The organism is Terrabacter sp. AAH1 (assembly GCF_054456855.1).
Genome location: NZ_JBTJJV010000002.1, coordinates 206,334 through 218,697, shown reverse-complemented (window position 1 = coordinate 218,697; position 12,364 = coordinate 206,334). Strand labels below are relative to the sequence as shown.

Below are 12,364 nucleotides of genomic sequence, written 5' to 3'. Positions count from 1 at the left end.
CGTCGCGTGTCCCGGTTTGGCGATCTGGTGGGGGATGCACCACACTGTCTCCTTGTCACGCGCGAGTGGCGGAACGGCAGACGCGCTGGCTTCAGGTGCCAGTGTCCGAAAGGGCGTGGGGGTTCAAATCCCCCCTCGCGCACGCGTGAGGAAGAGGGCCCCGACCTACAAGGTCGGGGCCCTCTTCGCGTGTGGGGCCCTCTCCCTCACGCGTATGGAACAGGCGGATTTGGGAGGAGCCGGAGCGAAGCGGAGGCGACGGCTCCCCCCTCGCGCACGCGTGAAGAAGAGGGCCCCGACCTACAAGGTCGGGGCCCTTTCGCGAGTCGGGACGTTGACGACCGCAGCGCGGCGCGGCCCGCATCCTCCGCGTTGGTCGGGGTTGTCCTACGGGAAAGCCCGCGAGTTCGGCTGTGGAGCAAGCGAACCGGTATCTGCACCGTGCACCGGGGCCTCTGCCTGTCACCCGCTTCGATCACCACCGGCCGGAACCCGAAGGACCTTCCTGAGGGCGCGGCACCAGGGGGATGGGATCACGGTCAGGCGCGACCGGTGCGGGACCACTCTCCTCCCAGAAGGGAGCGCCACATGTCCAGTTCGTCCTCCATCACCACCTCGGGCCGGGGTCGCCGTTCCGCGGCCGCGCTCGGTGCCTCCGCGGTGCTCTCGCTGGCTCTCGCCGGCCCGGCGCTCGCGCAGAGCCCCATCGAGCCGGGCCCCGAGCCCGTGCCGTCGCCTCCGTCGAACTGCCTCTACATGGGCGGTGGGACGATCGGCCAGTGTCGTGATGCCCACCTCTTCCCGAAGAAGGGCGGCCCCGGCTCGGTCAACGCCGTCGAGCGCAACCTCCCGGCCGCTCCAGCCGTGCCCGCGGCGCCGAAGATCACCGTCCCGCTCGCCCAGCCGACGAACCTGCCGGTCATCGGCATCGGTGCGGCGACCGCGGCCGTGATCGCCGGTGGCGTGGCTCTCGTCGTCGCGAGCCGGCGTCGCCCGGCCCGCCCGGCCTGACCCACAGGACCGGCACCACCGGCCTGCCGCGCCTGACCGCACGACTCGCCTGAGACCGCGGGCTCCCCCACCTGCGACGACGCCTCCCCACCGGCCCGGCGGCATACGGCTCCCGTATGCCGCCGGGCCACGTCGCGTGGCCACGGTGCGGGGCCCGCACGGGCACCCGTGGGCACCCCGGGGGTGGTCGAATCGTGCGAAAAGAGGTGGGCTCGGTGGTTCGTGTGCGCGGGACAGGGGTATGTAGGCGGGAGCCGTGGCCCGGGGGGTCGGTCACGACGCAGAACGATCCCCAGACCATTCCCACGACTGGTCGACGAATGCTCGATCCAGCCGCCGGGTCCCGTACGATGACCGCTGACGAAGGCCTCTCAGATGTCACACGACGCGCACCTTCCGTCCGAAAGGCCCAGGTGCCCCCTGACATGAACCGACTCCAGGAAGGCTTCGTCCTCGGCGACCGCTACCGCCTCGAGAGCCGCATCGCCTCGGGTGGGATGGCCGACGTGTGGCGCGGCACCGACGACGTGCTCCAGCGGCACGTGGCCGTCAAGATCATGCGTCCCGACACCGACCACGAGCGCCTCTTCGCCCTGCGGTTCCGCGACGAGGCCGTGCACTCGGCGGCCCTCATGCACACGAACATCGCGACCGTCTTCGACTACGGCGAGGACGAGGGCCTCGCGTTCCTCGTCATGGAGCTCGTCGAGGGCGAGCCGCTGTCGGCGATCCTCAACAAGCGGGGGCCGCTGCCGCCGCACGAGGTGCGCTCGATCATGGGTCAGGCGGCGCTGGCGCTCGGCGTCGCGCACGAGGCCAGGGTCGTGCACCGCGACATCAAGCCGGCGAACATCATGGTCCGCGAGGACGGGCTGGTGAAGCTGACCGACTTCGGCATCGCCCGCGCGCTCGACGCGTCCGGCCACACGCAGCACGGCGAGATGCTCGGCACCCCGAACTACATCAGCCCCGAGCAGGCGCTGGGGCACGCGGCGACCGGCGCGAGCGACCTCTACGCCCTCGGTGTCGTGGCCCACGAGATGCTCGTCGGGCAGCGACCCTTCGACCGCGGCACCCCGATCGCGACAGCCCTCAGCCATGTCAACGAGCCGCCCCCGCCGCTGCCCGACACCGTGCCGGAGGACCTCCGCGACCTCATCACCGAGTGCCTCGAGAAGGACCCCGAGCAGCGCCCCGCCAATGCGGCATCCGTGGCCGTGCGCCTGGGCATGGGTGACCAGGAGCTGCGTGGCCTCGCGCTGGGCCTCGCGACCGCCATCAACGGCTCCCCCGCCGACATGATCGAGAACGTCGAGGAGCTCGCCGAGGAGGTCGCCCACAACACGGGCGCAGCGGTCGGCAGCGCCGGCGCCACGGAGGCGCCGAAGCACGACGCCCGTCCGACCGGCAGCGCGACCGATGACGACGGCCTAGAGCCGACCCGGGCGATGGCCACGCCGACGTCGACGCCCCTCCCGTCCGAGCGTGAGGACACCGCCCGCGGGGCCTGAGGGCCCACCCGCGAGTGGAGGGGCGGATGGCGACGCTGCCGATCTTCCCGCTGGCCACGGTGCTGATGCCCGGGGCGAAGCTCCCGCTGCAGATCTTCGAGCCGCGCTACGTGCAGCTGCTCCAGGACCTGCTGGGCGGCCAGGACGAGCGCCCGCCCGTCTTCGGCGTCGTCGCCATCCGGGAGGGTTTCGAGGTCGGCGACGACGCGGTCCGGGCGTTGCACCCCATCGGGTGCGGTGCGCTGCTCACCCAGGCGGCCGCCCTGGAGGGTGAGCGCTTCTTCATCGTCTCCGAGGGCACCGACCGCTTCCACCTCGACGGTGTCGACGCCACGGCCGGCACCCCGTACGCGACGGCCCGCGTCACCTGGCTGACCGAGGCGGACGGCGCCGACGGGTCGAGGCTCGAGGCGCTGGCCACCGCACTGCGCACCGAGCTCGCGGCCTTCGGCACTGCGCTGGGCAAGGAGCCCGAGCCGGCCGAGCTGCCCACCGACCCTCGCATGCTCGCGTATGCCGTGCCTGACGTCGTCAGCCTCGACGTGGCCGACCGGCAGCGCCTCCTCGAGTGCACCGACACGGCGTCGCGCCTGCGCCTGGGCCTTCAGCTGGTGCGGCGCGAGAACGAGTTCGCGGCCACGCTGGGCGCCGTGGCCCCGCCGGCGCTCCCGCCCTTCGGTCTCAACTGAGCCGTCCTGCCGTCGGGAAGTGAGCACTCGACGAGGAGGGTCTCGGTCGAGTGCTCGTTCCCGACGGGTCAGGCCAGGGTGTGGACCATCTCCGTGACGACGACCCACGTCGCCAGGCCGCACACGACCACGAACGAGCCGTTCCAGACGAGGCGGGGCAGGCGGGTCAGCGAGGCGAGGACGCCCGGGTCGCTGCCTCGGCTGCGGTCCTTGAGCACCGCGCCGAGGTGACGCCAGGCGCCCACGAGGAGCACGACGCCGAGGCCGACGAGCACCTGCGGCTGCAGGGCGTCGTCACGCCACCACCACAGCGCCGCCGAGCCGGCGATGGCCACGACCATGACGACCACCGTCAGTGCCGAGCGCACCCGCACCAGGGCGAAGAGCAGCACGGCGAGACCTGCGGTCACGAGGGGCGCGGACCAGCCTCGACCGGCCGCCCAGACCATCCCGGCACCGATCAGCGCGGGCATGGGGTAGCCGGCCCACGTCGACGCGACCCGGCCGGGGCCGCGTACGGGACCGCGCGTGACGGCGTGACCCGACATGTCGCCGCGCAGCACGAATCCGGTGAACTGCCGCCCGACCAGCACCCCGACGACCGCGTGCCCGAGCTCGTGCACGAGGGTCACCGCGAGACGGACGATCCGCCAGAGCGGCTCGACGACGATGAGCACGAGCGCGACGGCGAGCACGACGACGAGGCGGGGCGCCGCGAGCGCGACGTCGCCGGTGGCCGGCACCACCCGGTCATGGACTGCCTCGAACCAGTTCACGAGCGCCGAACCTAGCCCACGCGCTTGTGCGCGCCTGAGGTGGGCGTCCGGTGGGTACGGGACAGGCCGAGTCGTCGACCGGCCGCCGGATCTCGGGGGCGAACCGGTCTCGAGGCGACAGGACAGGTGGTTCACGGCAGCATGCTGGGCATGGTTCAGGGGTCCTTCGTCCGCGCTGCCCGGCCGCCAGGCCGCCATCGGGCGGAGGGCGGCAGGCCAGACGCCCCGCGCGGTCCGCTGGGCCCCCGCCGACCACGCCACCGGCGATGGCTCGGGTTCGCCGCCGTGGTGCTCCTCGTGGTGGCGCTGCCGGTGTGGCTGTGGCAGGCGCGGCCACTCGACTCCCGCCTCGGGCTGGGCGCCGACGCGCCGCCGGCGGGCATCGGTGCCGCGCAGGCGCCGCTGGGCGCGCCGCCGGCGTCCCCGGGCGGCCGTGGTGGCTACACCTTCATGCGGATGCAGGCCGACGGCACCGAGCCGGTCGCGTACGACCCGTGCCGTCCCATCCACTTCACGATCGCCACGGAGGGCCTGCCCGACGGTGGCGACGCGCTCGTGCGCGAGGCCGTGGCGACGATGTCGGAGGCGAGCGGCCTCCGGTTCGTCGACGACGGCTTCACCGACGAGCCGGCGACCCCGGAGCGCGACCCGTACCAGCCCGGCCGCTACGGCGACCGGTGGGCGCCCGTCTACATCTCCTTCGCGACGCCCGAGCAGGTGCCGCGCCTCGCCGGGAGCACGATCGGTCTCGGAGGCAGCACGCCGCGGGCCGCCGAGGACGGCGTCCTCGTCTACGTCTCCGGCTCGGTGTGGCTCGACCGTGACGCGATGACGGGACTGCTGCGAGCGGGTCGCCGCGACTCCGCCCGCGCGGTGGTCGAGCACGAGATCGGGCACGTCATCGGGCTCAACCACGTCTCCGACGGCTCGCAGCTGATGTCGGAGTCGGGTGGGGCCGTCGACGGGCCCGCGGACGGTGACCGCCGGGGCCTGGCGATCCTCGGACGTGGGGCCTGCCGACCCGACCTCTGAGACCGGGTCCGGCCTCAGTCGGGCAGCGCGTCGGGGTGCCGGCTCCGGAGCACCTCGAGCAGCAGCCGGTGCACCGGCACGTCGACGCCCGACTCGGCCGCGAGGCGCACGACCGCGCCGGTCCAGGCGTCGAGCTCCGACGGCCTGCCCTCGAGCAGGTCTCGCTGGAGGGACGTCGTGGCGTCGGCCGGCTGGTCGTCGACGAACGCCATCGTGCCATCGACCACCTTCTCCGGGAGTCGTATGCCGCGTGCCCGGGCCAGCGCCTCGACCTCGCGCATCGCGTCGCGGAGCAGCGCCCGCCGGTCCGGGTCCTCGCGCAGCTGGCCGAGGGTGGCTGCGAGGGCAGCGCCCAGGCCGCCGAACGGCACGACCATGAGCATCTTCGACCACAGCTCGGCCCAGATGTCATCGGGCACCGGTGACGCGGCACCCGATGCCGCCACCGCCTCGCGGAGGCGCTGCACCCGCTCGGAAGGCCGGCCCGTCGCGCCCATGTCGGGCTCCCACTCGTCGAACGCCAGCGACGCCGGGCCTCCGGCGTGGGTGATCCGTCCGGGGCCGTCGATGAAGGCGAAGATCTTGGCGATGCCGGGCAGCACCGCGCCGCGCCCGACGACGGCGGCGACCTGGTCCGGCGCCTCGACCCCGTTCTGCGTCGTCACCACCGCCGTGGTCGCACCGACCAGCGACGGCAGCGTCTCGAGCACCGGAGCCATCTGCCACGTCTTGACCGCGAGCAGCACCGCGTCGACGGTGCCCACACGCGTCGGGTCGTCCGTGGCGCTCGCCGGATGCACGGTGAAGTCCCCGGCGACGCTCGCCACCTGCAGCCCCCGGTCGCGGATCGCCTCGAGGTGAGCGCCACGCGCGACGAACGTGACGTCGTGGCCGGACGCCGCGAGACGCCCGCCGAAGTAGCCGCCGATCCCACCCGTGCCCAGCACTGCGATGCGCATGACCGCGCCTCCTCGTTCCCCGGGCACGCGTTCGGAGCCCTCGACGACATCATCGCGCCCGGTGCGGGTCGGGAGGTAGCGTCGCCACTGGACCGTCTCGAGCCCTCCGCCGGGACGCAGCCGGAGGAGGCCTCATGGAGCTCACCACCACGGTCAACGACGAGTCACGGGTCGTCGAGGTCGACGGCACGGAGGCAGCCGTCGAGGTCGTGCGCGACCGGCTGGGGCTCACCGGCACGAAGCTCGTGTGCGGCAGCGGCGTCTGCGGCGCGTGCACGATCCTCGTCGACGGGGAGCCCGTGCTCGGGTGCCTCACCCCGGCCACCCGGCTGCGCGATGCGGCCGTCACGACGGTCGAGGGCATCGCCGACGGCGACGACCTGCACCCCATGCAGCGCGCGTTCGCGCACCATGACGGACTCCAGTGCGGCTACTGCACACCGGGATTCATCGTCGACGCGGTCGCCTTCCACGACCGGTGGCGCACCGAGCACGGCACCGCTGAGCCCGACCGCGCCACCATCGCGGAAGCGCTCGCGGGGCACCTCTGTCGGTGCGGCGCCTACGAGGGGATCTTCCGCGCCGTGGCGGCAGCCTGTCGGGGCGAGCACGACGGCGCAGGCACCGTCGAGCGCGTCGACGCTCCGGCGAAGGTCACCGGCTCGGCCGTCTACACCACCGACGTCAGCCTGCCCGGGATGCTGCACGCCGCGTTCCGTCGCTCCGACGTCGCCGCGGGCATCGTCGGGCCGATCACCTTCCCGCCGGGCGTCGTCGGAGTCGACCTGCTGGCCCAGGAGGGCCCGGGCGACCGGCGCGTGCGGTGGGCCGGGCAGCCCATCGCGGTCGTCGCGGCGGAGTCGCCGGCCGAGGCGCGTCGGCTCGCCCGCGAGCTCGACGTCAGGATGACGCCACAGCCGTTCGTCGTCGATCCCGACGAGGCGGTGCGTCCCGGCGCCCCGCAGGTCTACGCGACGCGCGCCGACCGCAAGTCGGCCCCGAGCGCCGGCGAGGGCGGGTCGATGCCCGCGCCGTGGGACGGCAACCGTCACGGCCCAGCGCGTACGCCGGTGCTCGGCACCCTGGCCAAGCGGCGCATCGCGTCGGCGCGGTCGAGCAGCACCACCACGTCAGCCGGACCCGCAGCGCCTTCGGGGGTCGACGGCCCCGGTCCGGCCGGCCTCGTCGAGCTCGAGCTGCGCACCGGCGTGCAGGTGCACACCGCCTTCGAGCCGCACGCGTGCGTCGCCGACTGGAGCGACCCGCAGCACCTGCGCGTGTGGCTCAGCACCCAGGGCGTCGACGTCATGCGCGCCGAGATCGCCCGCCACTTCGGGCTCGACGCCGCCGAGGTCGAGGTCGTCGCGGAGTACGTGGGCGGTGGGTTCGGCGCCAAGCTGAGCCTCACGATGGAGGCGATCGGCGCCATCTCGCTCAGCCGCATCGCTCGGCGCCCGGTGAGGCTCGTGCTCGACCGGCACGAGGAGCTGACCGGCACGGGCAACCGGCCCGGCAGCCGCAGCAAGGTCTCGCTCCTCGTCGACGACCGGTCGCAGGCGGTCAAGGCGCTCACCGTCGACACCGAGAGCCACGCCGGCGTCGCCGTCGGCAACAGTGTCGCGGCGCTCGCGATGCTCATGTACGGCCGCACCCCCAGGCTGGCCCGCGACGTCGACGTCGTGACCAACGCACCACCGGGTGCCCCGTTCCGCGGGCCCGGCGGCCCCACGAGCGCGTGGGCGCTCGAGTCGACCGTCGACGAGCTCGCCCACCGCACCGGTCGCGACCCGATCGCGCTGCGGGCGCAGTGGGACGGCAACCAGAAACGGCAAGCCCTCTACCGCTGGGCCGGTGAGCTGCCCATCTGGCAGCAGCGGCCGGCGACCGGCAGTGGGTCGGGGCGCTTCCGGCGCGGGGTCGGTGTCGCGACGGGCAACTGGATCTACCTCGTCGACCCCGACTGCGAGGTCGTCGTCTCGGTCGACGACGGCAGGCTCGTGGCCTCGACCGCCAGCCAGGACATGGGCACCGGCAGCCGCACCGTCGTCGCCCGGGCCGTGGCAGGCGTCTTCGGCGTCGACCCCACCGAGGTCGACGTCCGCCTCGGGCGCTCGCACGCCGGCACCTCGCACGGCCCCGCGTCGGGCGGCAGCCGCACCACCGTCTCGCTGTGGTCGGCCGCGGTGGAGGCCGCGACGACCCTGCGCGACCGGGTCGGCCGCGACCTCGCCGCCGCGCCCGACGGTGCCTCCGCGTCGGCGAAACGCGGCGGGGACCGTGGCCTGCGCGCCGTCCCGATCACGATGAACGGCATCCAGATCGGGCGTGGCTTCTCGGCGGCGGTCCACGTCACCGAGGTGGAGGTCGACACCCGCACCGGCAGGACCCGGGTGCTGCGCGTGCACGGCGGCATCGCCGTCGGTCGCATCCATGCGCCGGTGCTGGCCCGCAGCCAGTGCGAGGGCTCGGTCATCCAGGGCATCGGCCTCGCGCTCTACGAGAACCAGGTGCTCGACCCGCACACCGGCCTCACCCTGACCGCCAACCTCGAGGACTACCGCATCCCGCAGCTCGGCGACACCCCCGAGATCGACATCCACTTCCACGAGGACGGCTGGGACCGCGTACCGGGCGGGGGCGTGGGCCTCGGTGAGGTGGCGACGATCAGCCCGGCCGCGTCGGTGGGCAACGCCGTCTTCAACGCCACGGGTTGGCGTCCGCTGGCCCTCCCGATCCGTCCCGACCGGGTGCTCGAGGGGCTGCGCACGGGGGTGGCTCGATGAGCGTCACGATCCTCACGGCATACGACGAGCGTCCTGACGGCACAGGCGACTTCGTCTACCGGGCTGGCGGCACCGACCTGCAGGAGCGGCTGCGCACGACGGGCGCGACGCCCCACGTCCTCGACCTCACCGGCGTCCCCGGCTTCGCCGGCATCGAGCGCGCCGACGCCGGCACCACCATCGGTGCGGGGACGACCGTCGCCACTGTCGCCCGCGAGCTCGCCCACGACTACCCGGCGCTCGCGCTGACTGCGGCCGGCCTCGCCACCCCGCAGGTGCGCGCGATGGCCACGGTCGGCGGCAACCTGCTGCAGCGCACCCGCTGCTGGTACTTCCGCCACCCGCACACGTCGTGCTTCAAGTCCGGCGGCGACAGCTGCCCGGCGCGCGACGGGCGCCACCTCTACGGCAACGTCTTCGACACGGCGCCCTGCGTCCACCCGCACCCGTCGTCCCTCGCGATGGCCCTGCTCACGTATGCCGCCACCGTCGACACGACGCAGCGTGACGGCCTGTCGGTGGGTGACGTCCTCGGCGACGGCTCCGACCCGAGACGCGACCACCTGCTCGCCGACGACGAGGTGCTGACGAGGGTGGTGCTGCCGCCTCCGGTGGCGGGTGAGCGGGCAGCGTACTTCCGGGCCATCAGCCGGTTCGAGGCGGAGTGGCCGCTCGCCGAGGCGGTCTGCAGGGTCGTGCGCGACGATGCGGGTCGGGTGACGCAGTGTGGCCTCGCCATCGGCGGTGTCGCCCCGACCCCGTTGCGGCTCAGCGCGGTCGAGGACCTCGTCGTCGGCTCGACGCTGGGCGACGACGTCGTGGACGCAGCCGCCGCTGCTGCGACGCAGGGCGCCAGCCCCCTGCCCGAGACGGGCTACAAGATCGAGCTCGTCGAGGGCGTGGTGCGTGAGGTGCTGGAGCGCGTCGCCTCGTGAGGGTGCTCGTCGTGTCGGACACGCACAGCCCGCGGCGGTGGAAGGGCTGCCCGCCCGCGCTGCTGCCCGAGCTGGAGCGGGCCGACGTCATCCTCCACGCCGGCGACGTGTGCACGCCCGACGTGCTCGACCTCCTGGCGGCCCACGCACCGGTCCACGTCGTCATGGGCAACAACGACGTGCCCGAGGTGGCCGAGTGGGGTGCGCCCGAGACGCTCGAGATCGAGCTCGATGGAGTGCGCGTCGGCATGGTCCACGACAGCGGCCAGAAGCAGGGTCGCACCGCACGGCTGCGGCGACAGTTCCCCGACGCCGACCTCGTCGTCTTCGGCCACTCGCACATCCCGCTCGACGAGACCGGGGACGGTGTGCGCATCCTCAACCCGGGCTCACCCACCGACCGTCGCCGCCAGCCGGCGGGCACCTACGCGGTGCTCGACCTGCGTGACGGCGGCCTCGTCGACGCCCACATCCACGAGCTGCCCCGCTGACGCCCACTCACCCCATCGAGTGCTCACTTCCCGACGTCGGGAAGTGAGCACTGGACGCTGATCTGACCCACTCCCCGTCGAGTGCCCAGTTCCCCACGCTGCCGGCCTGTCGAGTGCTCAGTTCCCACGCCGCCGGCCTGTCGAGTGCTCAGTTTCCGGTCGGAAAGTGGGCACTCGACGGGAGGGGAGTGAGGAGGCTCGGGCCCAGTGGTGTGGGAGAAGAGGCACTCGACCTGGAGGGTGGGTGCGCTGCGTCGGAAAGTGGGCACTCGACTGGGGGATGGGTCGGGTGCGTCACCAACCCCAGGAGCCGGGCACTCCCTTGAACGGGCCGACGACGCGGTCGGTGATCCACCCGCCGTAGAAGCCGCCTTCCTGCGGGCGCACCCGCTCGCCGTCGACGCGGCACTCGTCGACGAGGCCGGGCATGACGGCGACGTGACCCAGCAGCACGGCATACGCGGGCACGGGATCGGGGTAGTGCCAGGCGGCACGCGGCGCCCGCCGTCCACCGCCGACGACGTCGAAGTAGGAGGCCTGCCCCTTCCACTCGCAGTGCGTCTGACCCTCGACCGGCACGAGCGAGCCGTCGGCGAAGGCGTCGAGCGGCAGGTAGTACGTGGGCGGGTGGCTCGTCTCGAGCAGCCGGAGGGCGGCGCGGGTCGAGGCGACGACGTCACCGCCGAGCACCACCTCGACGAGCTCGCCGGTCGGCTCGACCGCGGGCGGGCGCGGGTAGTCCCACACGGACTCCTGACCGGGGCCGGGCGGCAACGGGACGGGCCGGCTCATCGCGCGGCCCCGCAGATCTCCTCGAGGCCGGTCGCCAGGCGGTCGACGTCCTCGGCGTTCGTGTAGGGCGCGAGACCCATCCGCAGGCCACCGGCAGCGCCGAGCCCGAGGTGGTGGCTGCACTCCCACGCGTAGAAGCTGCCCGCGGGCGCGTTGACCCCACGCTCGGCGAGCCTGACCCGAAGGTCCTGCGGGTCGTGCCCCTCGACGTTGACGAGGAGCGTGGGGGTGCGTCGCTTCGCGTTGCCGTATGCCGTCAGGCCGGGGATCGCGCGCAGCCGCGCCTCCAGCGTGGTGAGGAGGCCGTCCTCGTGCTGCTCGAGGGCGGCGAAGGACGCGACGAGCCGCTCCCGGCGGGGGGCCGCGGTGTCGGGCTGCGCCAGGTCGGCGAGGAAGTCGACGGCTGCGGCCGTCCCGGCGAGCAGCTCGTAGGGCAGGGTGCCGAGCTCGAAGCGCTCGGGAACGGCGTCGGACGACGGGACGAGCTTGGCCGGGTGCAGCGTCTCGAGCAGCGCGGGTGAGGCGGCGAGCACGCCGAGGTGGGGCCCGAGGAACTTGTAGGGCGAGCACACCCAGAAGTCGGCGCCGCTGGCAGCGAGGTCGGTGCCGATGTGGGCGGTGGCGTGGACGCCGTCGACCCAGAGGAGCGCGCCGGCGGCGTGCGCGACGTCGGCGATGGCAGGCAGGTCGGGGCGGGTGCCGATGAGGTTCGACGCCGCGGTGACGGCGACGAGCCGGGTGCGGTCGTCGACGATCGCAGCGAAGACGCTCGGGTCGAGCTCGCCCGTCTCGGTGTCGAAGTCGGCCCAGCGGACCGTCGCGCCCGTCGCCTCGGCGGCGAGCACCCACGGGCGCACGTTCGCGTCGTGGTCGAGGCGGCTGACGACGACCTCGTCGCCGGGCCCCCAGTCCTTGGCGATCGTGCGGGCGAGGTGGAAGGTCAGCTCGGTCGCCGACCGGCCGAACACCACGCCGGCCGGGTCGGCGGCCAGCAGGTCGCCCATCGCGGCCCTGGCCTCGACGACGATGCGGTCGGCGCGCCGCTCGGCTGCGGTCACGGTGCCGCGGTTGGAGATGGCCGAGGTCAGGGTCTCGACGACGGCCGTGGCCACGGAGTCGGGCACCTGGGACCCGCCGGGGCCGTCGAAGTGCGCCGCGCCCTCGCGCAGCGCGGGAAAGTGCCAGCGGATGCGATCGACGTCGTACGCCGCGGCGGCAGGTGGGGCTTCGGTGCCGGGGGGTGCCATGCGCACCATCCTCGCCCATCGCCTCGCCGCGGCCACAGGAACGGCCGTTCGCCCCCGAGCGGCGTCAGGTCGTCCTACCGTCGGAAGCGGGGTGGTCGCAGCTGTCATCGTCCTGCCCTGCAACCAGAGGGGTGCCTC

11 protein-coding genes and 1 tRNA gene are annotated in these 12,364 nt (G+C 73.6%); 8 read left to right on the top strand and 4 right to left on the bottom strand.

Translation table 11 applies throughout. The features are described 5' to 3' along the window. The first annotated feature begins 59 nt into the window (after positions 1–59). The 4 genes from ACXR8F_RS05020 to ACXR8F_RS05005 all read left to right on the top strand — a co-directional run bounded on the left by ACXR8F_RS05020 (position 60) and on the right by ACXR8F_RS05005 (position 3,211). Positions 60–142 (top strand) — tRNA-Leu (locus ACXR8F_RS05020). Between the two features lie 446 nt (positions 143–588). After that, positions 589–1,011, top strand: coding sequence for a hypothetical protein (locus ACXR8F_RS05015; protein ID WP_458799009.1), 423 nt, complete (start codon positions 589–591; stop codon positions 1,009–1,011). A gap of 425 nt (positions 1,012–1,436) precedes the next feature. Then, a complete protein-coding gene (locus ACXR8F_RS05010) occupies positions 1,437–2,522 on the top strand; it encodes a serine/threonine-protein kinase (protein ID WP_458799008.1) in 1,086 nt (361 codons plus the stop codon). Between the two features lie 26 nt (positions 2,523–2,548). Further along, positions 2,549–3,211, top strand: coding sequence for an LON peptidase substrate-binding domain-containing protein (locus ACXR8F_RS05005; RefSeq protein ID WP_045188931.1), 663 nt, complete (start codon positions 2,549–2,551; stop codon positions 3,209–3,211). 68 nt (positions 3,212–3,279) lie between these two features. On the opposite strand, the gene ACXR8F_RS05000 is transcribed toward ACXR8F_RS05005, so the two are convergent. Beyond that, positions 3,280–3,987, bottom strand: a complete 708-nt coding sequence (locus ACXR8F_RS05000; protein ID WP_458799007.1) for a M50 family metallopeptidase — start codon at positions 3,985–3,987, stop codon at positions 3,280–3,282. Between the two features lie 285 nt (positions 3,988–4,272). On the opposite strand from ACXR8F_RS05000, the gene ACXR8F_RS04995 reads away from it, so the two are divergent. Further along, positions 4,273–5,019: a matrixin family metalloprotease gene (locus ACXR8F_RS04995; protein ID WP_458799006.1), complete on the top strand. Its 747-nt coding sequence runs from the start codon at positions 4,273–4,275 to the stop codon at positions 5,017–5,019. A 14-nt stretch (positions 5,020–5,033) separates the two neighbouring features. Here ACXR8F_RS04995 and ACXR8F_RS04990 read toward each other — a convergent pair whose 3' ends face one another. Next, on the bottom strand, positions 5,034–5,978 hold the full coding sequence (locus tag ACXR8F_RS04990; protein WP_458799005.1) for a 2-dehydropantoate 2-reductase: 945 nt from the start codon (positions 5,976–5,978) through the stop codon (positions 5,034–5,036). A 134-nt stretch (positions 5,979–6,112) separates the two neighbouring features. Here ACXR8F_RS04990 and ACXR8F_RS04985 point away from each other — a divergent pair, with 134 nt between their 5' ends. Genes ACXR8F_RS04985 through ACXR8F_RS04975 form a run of 3 tightly spaced genes read left to right on the top strand, consistent with a single transcriptional unit; the run spans position 6,113 to position 10,187 of the window. Then, entirely contained in the window at positions 6,113–8,761 is a 2,649-nt protein-coding gene (locus ACXR8F_RS04985) for a molybdopterin-dependent oxidoreductase (RefSeq protein WP_458799004.1), read from the top strand. Then, entirely contained in the window at positions 8,758–9,696 is a 939-nt protein-coding gene (locus ACXR8F_RS04980; protein WP_458799003.1) for an FAD binding domain-containing protein, read from the top strand. The genes ACXR8F_RS04985 and ACXR8F_RS04980 overlap by 4 nt, the downstream gene beginning before the upstream one ends. 11 nt (positions 9,697–9,707) lie before the next feature. Beyond that, a complete protein-coding gene (locus ACXR8F_RS04975; protein WP_458799002.1) occupies positions 9,708–10,187 on the top strand; it encodes a metallophosphoesterase family protein in 480 nt (159 codons plus the stop codon). Positions 10,188–10,481: 294 nt separating this feature from the next. Here ACXR8F_RS04975 and ACXR8F_RS04970 read toward each other — a convergent pair whose 3' ends face one another. Further along, positions 10,482–10,979 (bottom strand): DUF427 domain-containing protein, encoded by a 498-nt coding sequence (locus tag ACXR8F_RS04970; RefSeq protein WP_458799001.1) that lies wholly within the window; start codon positions 10,977–10,979, stop codon positions 10,482–10,484. Beyond that, positions 10,976–12,226: a cysteine desulfurase-like protein gene (locus ACXR8F_RS04965; protein ID WP_458799000.1), complete on the bottom strand. Its 1,251-nt coding sequence runs from the start codon at positions 12,224–12,226 to the stop codon at positions 10,976–10,978. The genes ACXR8F_RS04970 and ACXR8F_RS04965 overlap by 4 nt, the downstream gene beginning before the upstream one ends. Between the last annotated feature and the right edge of the window lie 138 nt (positions 12,227–12,364).

Excerpts from the sequence above, each read along its gene's own strand:
- ACXR8F_RS04985 (WP_458799004.1), top strand. The coding sequence starts at position 6,113 with ATGGAGCTCACCACCACGGTCAACGACGAGTCACGGGTCGTCGAGGTC.
- ACXR8F_RS04970 (WP_458799001.1), bottom strand. The coding sequence starts at position 10,979 with ATGAGCCGGCCCGTCCCGTTGCCGCCCGGCCCCGGTCAGGAGTCCGTG.
- ACXR8F_RS04965 (WP_458799000.1), bottom strand. The coding sequence starts at position 12,226 with ATGGCACCCCCCGGCACCGAAGCCCCACCTGCCGCCGCGGCGTACGAC.
- ACXR8F_RS05005 (WP_045188931.1), top strand. The coding sequence starts at position 2,549 with ATGGCGACGCTGCCGATCTTCCCGCTGGCCACGGTGCTGATGCCCGGG.
- ACXR8F_RS04990 (WP_458799005.1), bottom strand. The coding sequence starts at position 5,978 with ATGCGCATCGCAGTGCTGGGCACGGGTGGGATCGGCGGCTACTTCGGC.
- ACXR8F_RS04980 (WP_458799003.1), top strand. The coding sequence starts at position 8,758 with ATGAGCGTCACGATCCTCACGGCATACGACGAGCGTCCTGACGGCACA.
- ACXR8F_RS05015 (WP_458799009.1), top strand. The coding sequence starts at position 589 with ATGTCCAGTTCGTCCTCCATCACCACCTCGGGCCGGGGTCGCCGTTCC.
- ACXR8F_RS05010 (WP_458799008.1), top strand. The coding sequence starts at position 1,437 with ATGAACCGACTCCAGGAAGGCTTCGTCCTCGGCGACCGCTACCGCCTC.